The organism is Methylibium sp. T29 (genome assembly GCF_000576205.1).
In the GTDB taxonomy this organism is placed as follows: domain Bacteria; phylum Pseudomonadota; class Gammaproteobacteria; order Burkholderiales; family Burkholderiaceae_C; genus Methylibium; species Methylibium petroleiphilum.
This window is the reverse complement of record NZ_AZND01000082.1, coordinates 1-14,564: the sequence shown is the minus strand read 5'-3', so window position 1 is coordinate 14,564 and position 14,564 is coordinate 1. Positions and strand designations below refer to the sequence as shown.

The 14,564-nt window shown below is 70.3% G+C and carries 13 protein-coding genes, 1 tRNA gene and 1 pseudogene; 4 read left to right on the top strand and 11 right to left on the bottom strand.

The annotated features are described in order from the left end of the window. The 7 genes and pseudogenes from x551_RS11585 to x551_RS11555 all read right to left on the bottom strand — a co-directional run. Nucleotides 1–557 (bottom strand): SDR family oxidoreductase (locus x551_RS11585; RefSeq protein ID WP_036248599.1); only part of this gene is annotated, 557 nt, incomplete at its 3' end. Between the two features lie 13 nt (nt 558–570). Then, nucleotides 571–1,646 (bottom strand): annotated as a pseudogene (dmpG, locus tag x551_RS11580) (4-hydroxy-2-oxovalerate aldolase). Further along, nucleotides 1,646–2,569, bottom strand: a complete 924-nt coding sequence (locus x551_RS11575; protein WP_036233537.1) for an acetaldehyde dehydrogenase (acetylating) — start codon at nt 2,567–2,569, stop codon at nt 1,646–1,648. The pseudogene dmpG and the gene x551_RS11575 overlap by 1 nt, the downstream one beginning before the upstream one ends. Further along, complete coding sequence (locus tag x551_RS11570) at nt 2,569–2,784, bottom strand: 2-hydroxymuconate tautomerase (protein WP_036233539.1); 216 nt, start codon at nt 2,782–2,784, stop codon at nt 2,569–2,571. The genes x551_RS11575 and x551_RS11570 overlap by 1 nt, the downstream gene beginning before the upstream one ends. A 26-nt stretch (nt 2,785–2,810) precedes the next feature. Beyond that, nucleotides 2,811–3,605, bottom strand: coding sequence for a 2-oxo-3-hexenedioate decarboxylase (gene dmpH, locus x551_RS11565; RefSeq protein ID WP_036233541.1), 795 nt, complete (start codon nt 3,603–3,605; stop codon nt 2,811–2,813). Continuing rightward, entirely contained in the window at nt 3,602–4,399 is a 798-nt protein-coding gene (gene dmpE / locus x551_RS11560) for a 2-oxopent-4-enoate hydratase (RefSeq protein ID WP_036233554.1), read from the bottom strand. The genes dmpH and dmpE overlap by 4 nt, the downstream gene beginning before the upstream one ends. Before the next feature lie 21 nt (nt 4,400–4,420). Beyond that, the gene (locus x551_RS11555; RefSeq protein WP_036248596.1) at nt 4,421–5,881 is read right to left on the bottom strand and encodes a 2-hydroxymuconic semialdehyde dehydrogenase; all 1,461 of its coding nucleotides are present in this window, start codon (nt 5,879–5,881) and stop codon (nt 4,421–4,423) included. A 201-nt stretch (nt 5,882–6,082) separates the two neighbouring features. Here x551_RS11555 and x551_RS23470 point away from each other — a divergent pair, with 201 nt between their 5' ends. After that, complete coding sequence (locus tag x551_RS23470) at nt 6,083–8,134, top strand: EAL domain-containing protein (RefSeq protein ID WP_051495793.1); 2,052 nt, start codon at nt 6,083–6,085, stop codon at nt 8,132–8,134. 7 nt (nt 8,135–8,141) lie between these two features. Here x551_RS23470 and x551_RS11545 read toward each other — a convergent pair whose 3' ends face one another. The 3 genes from x551_RS11545 to x551_RS11535 form a co-directional block, all read right to left on the bottom strand. Continuing rightward, nucleotides 8,142–9,494 (bottom strand): type II toxin-antitoxin system HipA family toxin, encoded by a 1,353-nt coding sequence (locus x551_RS11545; RefSeq protein ID WP_036233543.1) that lies wholly within the window; start codon nt 9,492–9,494, stop codon nt 8,142–8,144. 6 nt (nt 9,495–9,500) lie between these two features. Continuing rightward, on the bottom strand, nt 9,501–9,785 hold the full coding sequence (locus x551_RS11540; RefSeq protein ID WP_036233546.1) for a helix-turn-helix transcriptional regulator: 285 nt from the start codon (nt 9,783–9,785) through the stop codon (nt 9,501–9,503). A gap of 152 nt (nt 9,786–9,937) precedes the next feature. Beyond that, nucleotides 9,938–10,014 (bottom strand) — tRNA-Ile (locus x551_RS11535). Nucleotides 10,015–10,134: 120 nt separating this feature from the next. On the opposite strand from x551_RS11535, the gene fumC reads away from it, so the two are divergent. After that, a complete protein-coding gene (gene fumC / locus x551_RS11530; protein WP_036233548.1) occupies nt 10,135–11,541 on the top strand; it encodes a class II fumarate hydratase in 1,407 nt (468 codons plus the stop codon). Nucleotides 11,542–11,544: 3 nt separating this feature from the next. Here fumC and hrcA read toward each other — a convergent pair whose 3' ends face one another. Continuing rightward, complete coding sequence (gene hrcA, locus x551_RS11525) at nt 11,545–12,573, bottom strand: heat-inducible transcriptional repressor HrcA (protein WP_011830907.1); 1,029 nt, start codon at nt 12,571–12,573, stop codon at nt 11,545–11,547. Nucleotides 12,574–12,659: 86 nt separating this feature from the next. Here hrcA and x551_RS11520 point away from each other — a divergent pair, with 86 nt between their 5' ends. After that, complete coding sequence (locus x551_RS11520; protein WP_011830908.1) at nt 12,660–13,565, top strand: NAD kinase; 906 nt, start codon at nt 12,660–12,662, stop codon at nt 13,563–13,565. A 29-nt stretch (nt 13,566–13,594) separates the two neighbouring features. Continuing rightward, nucleotides 13,595–14,564 (top strand): AAA family ATPase (locus x551_RS11515; protein WP_036248594.1); only part of this gene is annotated, 970 nt, incomplete at its 3' end.

Below are 14,564 nucleotides of genomic sequence, written 5' to 3'. Positions count from 1 at the left end.
CGGCGCAGCCGGTCGGTGTCGGCCGGGCCGGGCTGCACCACATGCGCCGTCACGCCGCGCGCACCGTAGGCCCACGAATACTGGCGCATCAGGTTGGTCAGCGCCGCATTGCCCACGCCGGCGGTCGCGGCCCAGGGGTTGGGCTCGGAGCCGTAGTGCCCGCCGATGGCCACCAGCCGCGAGCCGCGCACCAGCTTGCCGTCGACCGCGCGCACCAGCCGGATCATGCCGCCGACCTTGATGTTCACCGCGTCCACCACCGCCGCGGTCGGCGCCACCAGCACGCCGCCCGCGGTGGCCACGCCGGGGCCGTGCACCACCATGCGCACCGGCGCATCGAGCGCGGCCTGGATGGCGTCGATGGACGAGTCGTTGGAGATGTCGGCCACGCAGGGCCGCACGCCGGGCGTGGTGTCCACCAGCGAGGCCAGCGCGTCGGCCTTGCGGGCCACGGCGAGCACGCTCAGGCCTTCGGCGGCGAGGCGCCGGCTGATCACGGCGCCCATTGCGCCGGTGGCGCCCACGACGACGGCGATGTCCTTGGGTTTCTGGCTCACGTTCCTGTCCTCCTCAAGCGGCCTTGCGGCTCACGTCCTTCAGCAGGCCGCGTTCCTTGGCCATGCTCATCGCGGTGTCCTCGATCATGTCTTCCTGGCCGCCGATCATCTTGCGGCGACCCAGCTCGACCAGGATCTCGCGCGCCGGCACGCCGAAGCGCGCCGCCGCGCGCTTGGCGTGCAGCAGGAAGGTGGAGTACACGCCGGCGAAGCCCAGCGTCAGCGACTCGCGGTCCACGCGCACCAGGTGTCCATCATCGGCACGATCACGTCCTCGGCCACGTCCATCAGCTTGAAGAGATCGACGCCGGTCTCGATGCCCATGCGGTCGCAGACCGCGAGGAACACCTCCAGCGGCGTGTTGCCGGCCCCGGCGCCCAGCCCGGCCACCGAACCGTCGATGCGGCTCGCGCCCTCCTCGATGGCCGCGATGGAGTTGGCGATGCCCATGCCCAGGTTGTGGTGGCCGTGGAAGCCGATCTCGGTCTCGGGCTTCAGCACCGCGCGCAGTGCGGCCACGCGGGCGCGCACGTCGGCCGGCAGCATGTAGCCGGCGGAGTCGGTCACGTAGACGGTCTGCGCGCCGTAGTCCTCCATCAGCTTGCCCTGCTTCGCGAGCCCTTCGGGGTCGTTCAGGTGCGCCATCATCAGGAAGCCCACCGTGTCCATGCCGAGCTTGCGCGCATAGGCGATGTGCTGCGGCGCGGTGTCGGCCTCGGTGCAGTGGGTGGCCACGGTGACGCTGCGCGCGCCGCAGTCGTAGGCCGACTGCAGCTCGCGCATCGTGCCCAGGCCGGGGATCAGCAGCACCGAGATCTTGGCCTGCTTCATCTTCGGCGCCACGGCGCTGAGGTAGGCCTCGTTGCTGGCCAGCGCGAAGCCGTGCTGCAGCGAGTTGCCGCCCAGGCCGGCGCCATGCGTCACCTGGATCAGCGGCACGCCGGCGGCGTCGAGCGCCATCGCCACCTTGACCATCTGCTCCACCGGGATCTGCTCGCGCTTGGCATGCATGCCGTCGCGCAGGCACATGTCGTGCAGCAGGACCTTGCGGCCACGCAGGTCGGGTTCCATCGAACGTGTGGCGCTCATCAGGCAGCCTCCTTCACGGGGGTGAGTTGCAGCGTGCCGGCGAGGATCTCCTCGGCGAACATCTCCGCGGTGCGGCAGGCCGCCGCGGTCATGATGTCCAGGTTGCCGGCATAGGTGGGCAGGTAGTCGCCGAGGCCGGCCACCTGCATGAACACGCTGACGCGCTTGCCGTCGAACACCGGGCCGTTGACCAGCTTGTAGCCGGGCACGTACTGCTGCACCTCCTCGATCATCGACAGCACCGAGTCGATGATGCGGGCCTGCTGCGGCTCGTCGTCGGTCAGGCAGTTGATGGTGTTGCGCATGATCATCGGCGGCTCGGCCGGGTTGATGATCGCCAGCGCCTTGCCGCGCCGCGCGCCGCCCACGCGCACCAGCGCGTCGGAGGTGGTGTAGGTGAACTCGTCGAGGTTGGCACGCGTGCCCGGGCCGATGGACTTGGAGGCGAGGCTGGCCACGATCTCGGCGTAGTCGACCGGCTGCACGCGCGCGACGGCATGCACGATGGGGATGGTGGCCTGGCCGGCGCAGGAGATCATGTTGACGTTCATCTCCAGCTTGGCGGCATGCTCGCGCAGGTTGACCGGCGGCACGCACAGCGGGCCCACGGCCGCGGGCGTGAGGTCGACCATCAGCACGCCCAGCGCATTGAGCTTGCGCGAGTTCTCGGGGTGCACGTAGGCGCTGGTGGCGTCGAAGGCGATCTGGATGCCGTCGGCCTTCACATGCGGCAGCAGGCCGTCCACGCCCTCGGCGGTGGTCTTCAGGCCCAGGTCGCGGGCGCGCTGCAGGCCTTCGGAGGCGGCGTCGATGCCGACCATCCACACCGGCTCCAGCACCGCGCTGCGCTTCAACTTGTAGATCAGGTCGGTGCCGATGTTGCCGGAGCCGATCAGGGCACAGCGGATCTTCTTCGTCGCCATCACAGGTCCTTCGCGTTCGCAGCGGCGGCCTGACGCATGGCCGCGGTCTGGCCGGCGACCGAGAAGTGCTCGACGCCGAGTTCGTTGATCAGGATGCGCACCTGGTCGGGCCGCACGTCCAGCGTGCGCACCACCGCCTCGGTGATGGCCGCGACCACGTTGCGCTTCTGCTCGACCGTGCGGCCTTCGAGCAGGTTCATCTGGATGATGGGCATGATGGAATTCCTTCGCCGTAGTTTCTTCAGATGAAGCGGACCGACACACTGCCGAGGTCCTGGTAGCGCGCGACGACGTGGTCCCCCGCCGTCACGGCCACCGCCTCGGTGATGCCGCCACTCATCACGAAGCTGCCGGCCGGCAGCTGTTCGTCGAGCTCGGCCAGCACGCGCACCAGCATCGCCACCGCCTCGGCGGGATGGCCCAGCACGGCGGCCGTGGCGCCCATGCCGATCGAGACGCCGTTCTTCTCGAACACCACGCCCAGCGTGCGCAGGTCGAGGTCGGCGACGTCGCGCACCCGCGCGCCGGTCACGAAGCGCGCCGACGAGCCGTTGTCGGCCACCACGCTGGGCAGGTCGAACTTGAAGCCGGCGAAGCGCGAGTCGATCACCTCGATGGCGGGCAGCACGAAGTCGGTCGCGGCCAGCACCTCGTCGCGCGTGCAGTGGGGCCCGTGCAGGTCCTTCTTCGTCACGAAGGCCACCTCGCACTCGACGCGCGGGTGCACCAGGTCGTCGGTGCGCACCTCGGCGTTGTCGGTGCGGGCCATGTTCGACATCAGGAAGCCGATCGAGGGCACGTCCACGCCCATCTGCAGCATCTTGGCCTTGGAGGTGAGGCCGGCCTTCCAGCCCACCAGCCGGTGGCCCTGCCGGATGCGGCGGCGGCGCAGCTCGGACTGCACCGCATAGCCGTCGGCCAGGCCCATGCGCGGGTAATCGTCGGTCAGCTTGGGGATCGCGCGGGCGTGGTCCTGCGCCGCCTCCACGCGATCGGCCAGGCGCTCGATGTCCGAGCGGCTCAGCGTGAGGGTCACAGGGCACTCCTTCCGTGGAAACGCGCGCGGCAGGTGCCCAGGCCGCCGATGGTGCACACCAGCTCGTCGCCGTCGATCACCGGCACCAGCGCCGACTGCGAGCCGGACAGGATCACCTCGCCCGCCCGGAACGGCAGGCCCAGCGCGCCCAGCGTGTTGGCCAGCCAGGCCACCGCATGCACCGGCGAGCCCTGCACCGCGGCGCCGACGCCGGTGGAGTGCAGCTCGCCGTTCTTCTCGAGCACCATGCCGGCCAGCGCCACGTCGAGATTACGCGGGTGGGCCTTGGCGTCGCCGAGCAGGTAGACGCCGCAGGAGGCGTTGTCGGCTACCGTGTCCTGGATCTTGATCTTCCAGTCGCGGATGCGCGAATCGACGATCTCGAAGCAGGGGCTGACATAGGCGGTGGCGCGGATCACGTCGGCGGCGGTCACGCCCGGACCGGCCAGGTCGCGCTCCAGCACGAAGGCCAGTTCGGCCTCGGCCTTGGGCTGGATCAGCGCGCCAAGGTCCACGCCCTCGGCCTCGCTGCGCGCCATGCCCGAGGTGAGCTGGCCGAAGTCGGGCTCGTAGACGCCCAGGAAGTCCTGCACCGGCTTGCTGGTCACGCCGATCTTCTTGCCGACCACGCGCTCGCCGGCCGCCACGCGGCGCGCCACCATGTGCAGCTGGATGCGGTAGGCGTCCTCGACGCGGATCTGCGGCTCGCGCTCCAGCAGCGGCGCCACGACGCGGCGCGCGAGCAGCGCCTCGTACAGCTCGTCGCCGTAGCGTTCGATGGTTTCGTTGTTCATCATGGTGCTGTCGCGGCCGTCTCAGAGCTTGATGCAGACGTTGCGCAGGTCGGTGTAGAACTCCAGCGAGTGCACGCCCCCTTCGCGGCCGATGCCCGACTGCTTCGAGCCGCCGAACGGCGTGCGCAGGTCGCGCAGGAACCAGCTGTTGACCCAGGTGATGCCCACCTCGATGGCGGCTGCCACACGGTGGGCGCGGGCCAGGTCGCGCGTCCACAGCGTGGTCGACAGGCCGTAGCGGTTGGCGTTGGCCAGCACCACCACCTCGTCCTCGCTGTCGAACGGCCGGACGTGGCAGCAGGGCCCGAAGATCTCCTCGCGCACCACGCTGGCGGTCTCGGGCAGGCCGGTCCAGATCGTGGGCTGGACCCAGGCGCCTTCGGCCAGTTCGGCCGGCATCGGCGGCACGCCGCCGCCGGTCACGACGGTGGCGCCCTCGGCGACCGCGCGCTCGTAGTAGGACAGCACCTTGCGGCGGTGCTCCTGGCTGATCAGCGGCCCGTAGTTGGCGCCCGGGTCGCTGGGCCGGCCGAACTTCACCGCCTCGCAGCGCAGCTTGAGCGCCTGCACGAAGCGCTCGAACAGCGGCCGCTCGACGTAGACGCGCTCGGTGCCCAGGCAGACCTGGCCGGTGTTCATGAAGGCCGAGCGGAAGATGCCGTCGACCGCGGCGTCGAAGTCGGCATCGGCGAACACGATGCCGGCGTTCTTGCCGCCGAGCTCGAAGGACACGTCGCGGATGCCGTCGGCAGCGGCCTTCATGATGGCGGTGCCGGTGCGCGTCTCGCCGGTGAAGGTGATGGCATCCACGCCGTCGTGGCGGGTCAGGAACTCGCCCGCGGCGCCGGGGCCGAAGCCGTGCACCACGTTGTAGACGCCCGGCGGCACACCGACCGTGTTCATCACCTCGCCCAGCAGCGTGGCCGACAGCGGCGTTTCCTCGGACGGCTTGACGACCACCGTGTTGCCGCAGGCCAGCGCCGGGCCGACCTTCCAGGTCATCAGCAGCAGCGGCGCGTTCCACGGGCAGACCACCGCGATCACGCCCTTGGGCTTGCGGATCGCGTAGTTCAGCGCGCCGCGGCCGTCGGGCGTTTCCATCTGGAAGGACTCGGCCGGCACGTTCTTCACCACGTCGGCGAAGACCTTGAAGTTGGCCGCGCCGCGCGGCACGAAGGCGTGCGCGATCACATGGTGCGGCTGCCCGGTGTCGGCCTCCTCGGCCTCGACGAAGTCGTCGAAGCGGCGCGTGATCTCGTCGGCCACGGCGTGCAGCAGGGCCACCCGCTTCTCGGTGCCGAGCCGCGCCCAGTCGCCGTGCAGCGCGCGGCGCGCCGCCGTCACCGCGGCGTCGACCTCCGCCTCGCCGGCCTCGGCCACGCTGGCGATCACCCGGTTGTCCACCGGCGAGCGCTTGGAGAAGGTCTTGCCCTGGGAAGACGAGGTGAACTCGCCGTTGATGAAATGCTGCAGCGTCCGCACGGCGTTCCTCGATGTCGTTGCAGGCAGTTTAGAAATCGGCGTGTCGGGGCGTCCAATACCTTTGCGCCGTGTGACTCATACCGCACCGGTATTGGGTGCGCCACGCCCGGGCAGGCCCGGCGGCATTCAAGCCGGGCTACATTCGGCCGAAGTTGAGGGAGATCCCGTCCCGGCGACTTGTTACTTGTTCCTGCCACGCCCATGCTCCGCCGCCCTGCCCTAGACGCCGCCAACGCCCCGGCCGCGGACGGCCGCGACACGCGGGCGCCCGCCGAATCGGCCGATGCGTCGGGCAACCTGCTGCCCACGGCGTCGATCGTCGGGCAGGCGATGGGCGAGGCCCGCCGCGCCCTGGGCCTGGTGCTGGTGGGTGCGGCGGTCCTGCTCGCCATGCTGGTCGGCGAGCGCTGGCTGTCCAGCACCGCCGAGCAGGCCGCCGCGCGCCGCCACGCCGAGGCCCTGCGCGTGGCCGGGGCGATGCGCCTGGTGGACCTGGAGCGGACCACGGCCGCCCATATGGCCGTGATCACCGGCCAGCCGCGCTGGGTGGAGCGCTTCGACAGGCAGCGGCTCGAGTTCGAGCGCCTGCAGGCCGAGGCTCGCAGCCTGGCGCCGGCCCACGCCATCGAGCGCTTCGACAGCGAGACGCGCAGCGCGACCACCGAACTGGAAGACATGCGCGAATCGGCCTTCGAGGCGGTGACCGTGGGCGCGGCCGACATCGCGCGCAAGATCTTCGAGGGCGATCGCTACCGCGAGCAATCCGGCCTGCTGCAGCAGGCCATCGCCGACTTCAGCGAAGCCACGGTGACCGCCGCCAGGAACGAGATCAGCACACTGCGGCGCCGCAATGCACTGTTCGGGGTCGGGTTGCTGGTGTGCGGCGGGCTGCTCGGGGCCTTTCTCTGGCGCCGCCTGGCCGGCTCGCGCACGCGCTTCCTGCATGCCGAGCAGCGCGTGAAGCACCTGGCCGCCAGCGACCTGCTCACCGGCCTGCCCAACCGCGCGGCACTGCACGACGAGATGGCCGCCGCCATGGCGCGCGCCGAACGGGCCGGCACCCACCTCGCGGTGCTGATGATCGACCTGGACCGCTTCAAGCCGATCAACGACCGCCACGGCCACCTGGTGGGCGACCGGGTGCTGAAGGAAGTGGCGCGGCGCCTGAGCCACATCCTGCGTGGCGGCGAGACCTGCGCGCGCTACGGCGGCGACGAGTTCGTGGTGCTGGTGGGCGACGACGTGCAGCCCTCGGCGGCGCACCACCTGGCCGAACGCGTGGTGCGCGCGATGAGCGAGCCGATGCAGATCGGGCCGCTCAGCGTGACCATCGGCGCGACGGTGGGCATCGCCCGCTTCCCGGACGACGGGCGCGACGCCGACGAACTGCTGCGCAAGGCCGACTCGGCGCTCTACCGCGCCAAGGCCGAGAGCCGTGGCGGCCTGAGCTTCTACAACGTGGGCCTCGACGAGCTGGTGGCCGAGCGCGCCGCACTGGAACAGGCCATGCGGGACGGTCTCACCCGCGGCGAGTTCGTGGCCTACTTCCAGCCCATCGTCGAGCTGAACAGCCAGCGCGTGCAGTCGGTGGAACTGCTGGCGCGCTGGCAGCACCCGCAGCGTGGGCTGCTGCCGCCGGCGCAGTTCATCGCGCTGGCCGAGGACGCGGGCCTGATCGGCACGCTGATGCTGGCCGTGCTGCGCAGCGCCTTGGCCGAACTGCCGGGCCTGCCGGCGCACTGGCGCGTGTCGGTGAACGTGGCGCCTCAGCAGATCCAGGACGAGACGCTGGTGCCGCAGCTGCTGGCCCTGCTGGCCGAGCACGGCGTGCCGCCGGCGCGGCTGGACGTGGAACTGACCGAGACCGCGCTGGTGCGCGACACCTCCGCAGCGCGCCGCGTGATGCGCGACCTGAAGCTGGCGGGCTTCACCGTCACGCTCGACGACTTCGGCACCGGCCACTCCAGCCTCGCCTACCTGGCGGAGCTGGACTTCGACAAGATCAAGATCGACCGCTCGTTCGTGCACACGCTGCGCGAACGACCGCAGAGCGCCAAGGTGGTGGACGCCATCATCGGCCTGTCGCGCAGCCTGGGCGTGCCGGCCGTCGCCGAGGGCATCGAGACCGAAGCCGACGCCACGCGCCTGCTGCGCATGGGCTGCGCCCTGGGTCAGGGCTACCTGTTCGGGCGGCCGGTCCCGGCCGGCGAGCTGCCGGGACTGGGTGAGGGGCCGCGGGCGACGGCGGCTTGATCAGCCTTCACGCGGTGTTCGCCGCCTCGAGCTTGCGCACGGCGGCGGCGATGCCATTCAAGATCGAGTCGGCAACGTGCGCAGGAAAGCCGGCAGGCAGCTTCGCGGCCACCGCGTCCAATGCGACGGGGGTCCTGTCGATGACGTCCTGGATCAACCTGTCCACGCCCTGCCCCGACGCAGACACGATCCCGCCCCGTCGCCCGATCGCCTCCCAATGCCGGCGCAGGAAGTCGCGCATGCGCCAGTGCGCGTTGGTGCAACGCAGCGCCATCGCCAGCTTGACGCGATGCGGAGAAATCCGGTTGAGGCCGTTGCCCAGCACGGGATAGGCGGACACCACGTCGTAGAGCGGCGTCATCGAGAAGGCACCGCCCGCGTGCAGCGCGATGCTGAAGTTCTTGGCATGCCCGTCCGGCGCGCACATCAGCCAGAACATCAGCTGGGCCCGGAAGAAGTTCTCACGGTCCTGAACGCGACGACGCGAGGCGTTCAGCACCTCCAGAATGCGGTCGATGCCCGGGCCGCCGTCGGCCTCGTATTTGGCGTGTGCCGGCGTGCCGGTGGCCTGGCACATGTCTTCCTGCGGCAGGCGAATGATCCAGGCGCCATCGTCTGCCCACATCCGGTCGAAACGCTCGACGCCGAGGACGCGCTGACCCTCGAACGCCAGCGGGTGGCAGCGCGCGACGGGCAGGCCGTAGGCCTCCAGCACCTGGGCGCACAGCCATTCGTTCTCCACCGAGTCGCGCAGGTCGAGCTTCATGTTCCCCACCAGGCCCAGCGGCAACTTCAGGATGTGGGTGGTGGGTGTCGATCCCGTCGGACGCCACCACCGACCCTCGTGCCACAGCAGCGCCGTCTTCTCCTGTGCACCGGCGATCGAGATGCGGAACTCGTCCGCGTCCGCGGTTCGTTGGTCGAAGCCGCTGGGCATGAGCGTGGCGTTCAGCGCCCGCGCCACACCCGCCTCGTCGAGCGGCCGGGCCTGGACGGTCTTCACATCGCCGGGGTCCTGCCCGTCGGGCAGGATCTGCAGCGCACCGACGCAATCGCGGCCGATCTCGGTCAGCAGGTCGAAGGCGTCTGTGGTCGCTGTCTTGAACCGGCGTGCCAGACGTTCACGGATCGGTCGGCTGTCCGGGAGCAGGTTCTCGAAGTAGTCACGGACGGCGTTGCCCTTGTGCGGCGGATTGCCCGGCCTGAAGGGCAATGACAGGGACAGCGGCCTCACCTGCGGCGAACGCAACCAGCCCGCGTCGTAGCGCAACTCGTCTCCGGCGGGCGAGGCGCTCCAGGCCCCCACCCGCTCGCCGTTCATCCACAAGGCGAGCGTGCGCGTGTGCGATCGCCTTCCCATCGGCAGCTACCACTGCGCCTTGCCGGGCCCGCCGGGTGCGCCGCCCGCCTTGGGTGAAGCGGCACCTGAAGGCCCCCGTTGCCTCAGCACGAGCTCGACGTCGAGGATGCTGAGCAGCTTCATCAGCCGGGCCGCGCTGACGGTGCCTGCATTGCGCTCGAGCGCAGACAGCGTCTGCTGCGTGACCCCGAGCCGTGCGGCAAGGTCTGCCTGCGTCAGGCCGGCCGCCTTGCGAAAGCTCTGCAGCAGGCCGGGAAGCTGGTCTGCCGTGCGCACCGGGAACTCGTCCATACAGCCGCTCGTTGGTAGCGTCGTTAAACGCACTATAGGCTGTAATCTTGATTTACTCAAGTTACGCTGTATTTAGAGAATACAGCTCGAAGGCTGATCTCGGCCAACGATGACGCCGCCCGGGGACCGCGCGCAGATCGCTTGGTGTTTGCTGGTAGGCCGTGTTGGACTTGAACCAACGACCAAAGGATTATGAGTCCTCTGCTCTAACCAACTGAGCTAACGGCCCCTTGCTCGGGACCATGGCGTTCCGCGAAGCGCTTGCTTCCAGGAAGGCGATCGACCCGGCACCAGCGCGGATTGTAGGCATCGCTACCATGGCTCTGGCCCTGCGATCGGGAGGCACGCCATGACGACACCCACGACGACCCCAGCGCGCATCGAACGCGACAGCTTCGGCGACATCGCCGTGCCCGGCGACCGGCTGTGGGGGGCGCAGACGCAGCGTTCGCTGCACCACTTCGACATCTCCACCGAGCGCATGCCGCCGGAGCTGCTGCTGGCGCTGGCGCTGGTGAAGCGCTGCGCCGCCCAGGTGAACCGCGACCTGGGCGTGCTCGACGCGCGCAAGGCCGAGGCCATCATCGCCGCGGCCGACGAGGTGATCGCCGGACAGCATGCCGACGAGTTTCCGCTGTCGCTGTGGCAGACCGGCTCGGGCACGCAGAGCAACATGAACATGAACGAGGTGCTGGCCAACCGTGCCTCGCAGCTGCTGGGCGGGCCGGTGGGCGAGCAGCGGCTCGTGCATCCGAACGACGAGGTGAACCGCGGGCAGTCGTCGAACGACGTGTTCCCCACCGCGATGAACGTGGCCGCGGTCCGCGCGATCGAGGACGCGCTGCTGCCGGCGCTGGCCACGCTGCACGACACGCTGGCCGGCAAGGCACGCGCCTACGCCGAGCTGGTGAAGATCGGCCGCACCCACCTGCAGGACGCCACGCCGCTGAGCCTGGGGCAGGAGATGTCGGGCTGGGTGGCGCAGCTGGCGCACGGCATCGGCCATCTGCGCGCCGCGCTGCCGCACCTGCGCGAGCTGGCGCTGGGCGGCACCGCGGTGGGCACCGGGCTCAATGCGCACCCGGAGTTCGGCACGCGGGTGGCGCAGGCGCTGTCGCAGGCCGCGGGGACCGACTTCGTGTCGGCGCCCAACAAGTTCGAGGCGCTGGCGGCGCACGACGCGCTGGTGCATGCGCACGGCGCGCTGAAGACGCTGGCGGCGTCGCTGATGAAGATCGCCAACGACGTGCGCTGGCTGGCCTCGGGCCCGCGCTCGGGGCTGGGCGAGCTGCGCATTCCGGAGAACGAGCCGGGCAGTTCCATCATGCCCGGCAAGGTGAACCCCACGCAGTGCGAGGCTTTGACGATGGCGTGCTGCCAGGTGCTGGGCAACGACGTGGCGGTGAACGTCGCCGGCGCGTCGGGCAACTTCGAGCTCAACGTCTACAAGCCGGTGATCATCCACAACGTGCTGCAGAGCCTCCGGCTGCTGGCCGACGGCGCGCGCAGCTTCGATGCGCATTGCGCGCGGGGCATCGAGCCGGACCGTGGCCGCATCGCCGAACTGCTGCAACGCTCATTGATGCTGGTGACGGCGTTGAACCCGCACATCGGCTACGACAAGGCCGCGCAGATCGCGAAGAAGGCGCACGCCGAGGGGCTGACGCTGCGCGAGGCGGCCGTGGCCTCGGGGCACCTGACGGGCGAGCAGTTCGATGCGTGGGTGCGGCCGGAGCGGATGATCGGGCCGGGTTGAGCGCTACTTCTGGCTCAGCGCCTGCGTCACCAGCCGCGAGGTGATGTCGACGATCTGGATCATGCGGTCGTACGCCATGCGCGTGGGGCCGATGACGCCCAGCGTGCCGACGATCTTGCCGTCCACCTCGTACGGCGCCGACACCACCGACAGCTCCTCGAACGGCACGATCTGGCTCTCGCCGCCGATGTAGATGCGCACGCCCTCGGCGCGGCTGCTCACGTCGAGCAGGCGCATCAGCTGGGTCTTCTGCTCGAACAGGTCGAACAGCTTGCGCAGCGAGCCCATGTCGCTGGAGAAGTCCTGCATCGTCAGCAGGTTGCGCTCGCCCGAGACCACCACCTGCTCGTTCTCGCCGTCGGCGGCTTCGCTGCCGAACTGCACCGCGGCCTGCATCAGCAGGGCGATCTCGCCGCGCAGCGCGTCGATCTCGGTCTTGAGCCGCTCGCGCACCGCCTCGATGCTGAGGCCGCTGTAGTGGGCGTTGATGAAGTTACTGGCCTCCACCAGCTCGGCCGGGCTGTGGTCGCGCGCGGTGAAGATCACGCGGTTCTGCACGTCGCCGTCGGGCGAGACCAGGATCACCAGCACGCGCCGCTCGCCCAGGCGCATGAACTCGATGTGGTGGAACACGCCGGCCTTGCGCGGCGCGGTGACCACGCCGACGAACTGCGACAGGTTGGACAGCACCTGGGCCGCATGGGTGATCACGCGCTGCGGCTGGTCAGGCTGCAGCTGTTCTTGCGCAGCGGCCAGGCCCGGCTCGCTGCGCGCCATGTCGAGCGGCCGCGCGGTGAGCATGGTGTCGACGAACAGCCGGTAGCCGCGCGCCGTGGGGATGCGCCCGGCGCTGGTGTGCGGGCTGGCGATCAGGCCCAGCTCCTCCAGGTCGGCCATCACGTTGCGGATGGTGGCCGGGCTCAGCTCCAGCCCGGACGCCCGCGACAGCGTGCGCGACCCGACCGGCTGACCATCGGCGATATAGCGCTCGACCAGCGTCTTCAACAGGGTCTTGGCACGTTCGTCGAGCATGGTGGAAATCATTGTAGGGCGCGGTTTTGCGGGCATGTGGCGAGGTGCGCGCCGCGTCGAATGGCTGTGGTGTAATTTCTCTCACCATGGCGAGCCGTTTCCGTCACGCTGCCCTCGTCGGCAAATACCAGGCGCCGGGCAGTCGCCAGGTGCTTGCCAGCGTGGCCGAGTTCCTCACGAACCAGGGGCTCGAGGTCTCGCTCGACACCACCACCGCCATGGCCGTCGGCCTGCCCGACTACGGCGCGCTCGACGCCGCCCAGATCGGCAAGCACTGCGACCTGGCGGTCGTGGTCGGCGGCGACGGCACCATGCTCGGCACCGCGCGGCAACTGGCGCGCTACGGCGTGCCGCTGATCGGCATCAACCAGGGCCGGCTCGGCTTCATGACCGACATCCCGATGGCAGAGTTCCGCGAGACCATCGCACCCATGATCGCCGGCGACTACGAGGAAGAGCACCGCACCATGCTGGAAGGCTGCGTCAAGCGGCCCTCGGGCGACGAGTTCGACGTGATCTACGAGACCTTCGCCGTCAACGACGTGGTGGTGAGCCGCGGCGCCAGCGCCGGCATGGTGGAGCTGCGGGTCGATGTGCAGGACCAGTTCGTGGCCAATTTCCGCGCCGACGGGCTGATCATCTCGTCGCCCACCGGCTCGACCGCCTACGCGCTGTCGGCCGGCGGGCCGATCCTGCACCCGGGCATCTCGGGCTGGCTGATGGTGCCGATCGCGCCGCATGCGCTGTCCAATCGCCCCATCGTGCTGCCCGACGACAGCGAGGTGCGCATCGAGATCGTCGCCGGCCGCGATGCCAGCGTGAACTTCGACCACCAGAGCCTCGCCAGCCTGCTGCACGGCGACCGCATCTGCGTGCGCCGCAGCGAGCACCGCGTGCGCGTGCTGCACCCGCGCGGCTGGAACTTCTATGCCACGCTGCGCCGCAAGCTGCACTGGAACGAAGGTGTGCTGCCCGACGGCGCGCACTCCTGAGCCGTGGGCGGCACGCTGAGGAAGACCCCATGCTGAAGCGCATCGCCCTGCGCGACTTCGTCATCGTGCCCGCGCTCGAGCTCGACCTGCAGGCCGGGTTCACCGCGCTCACCGGCGAGACCGGTGCCGGCAAGTCCATCCTGGTCGATGCGCTGCAGCTCGCGCTCGGCCACCGCGGCGACGCCGGCGTGGTGCGCGAGGGCGCGACGCGCGCCGAGATCAGCGCCGAGTTCGACACGCCGGCCTCGCTGCGGCCCTGGCTGGCCGATGCCGGCTTCGCCGATGAAGAGGACGGTGGCGACGACCCCCTGCTGCTGCGCCGCACGCTCGACGCCCAGGGCAAGAGCCGTGCGTGGATCAACGGCAGCCCGGCCACCATCGGCCAGCTGCGCGAGGCGGGCGAGCACCTGGTCGACATCCACGGGCAGCACGCCTGGCAGAGCCTGACGCGGCCCGACGCGGTGCGCGGCCTGCTCGACGGCTATGCCGGCCTCGACACCGCGCCGCTGGCCGCCGCCTGGAGCGCGTGGCGCAGCGCAAGCGAACAGCTCGCCGACGCGCGCAGCCGCCAGGCCGACCTGGAACGCGAGCGCGAGCGGCTGCAATGGCAGATCGCCGAGCTCGACAAGCTGGCCCCCGGCGCCGACGAATGGCCGGAGCTCAACGCCGAGCACCACCGCCTGAGCCACGCGCAGGCCATCATCGACGCGGTGCAGGCGGCGCTGGCCGCGATCAGCGAGGACGACGACTCGGCCGACGCGCGCAGCGCCCAGGCGATCGGTGCGCTCGAAGGTGTGCTCGACCACGACCCGGCGCTGCGCGATCCCTTCGAGGTGCTGAAGAGCGCGCAGGCCCAGCTGCAGGACGCCGCCCACACGCTGCACGCCACGCTGCGCCACGGCGAGCTGGACCCGGAGCGCCTGCAGGCGCTCGACGAGCGGCTGGCGGCGTGGATGGGCCTCGCGCGGCGCTTCCGCCGGCCGGCCGAGGAATTGCCGG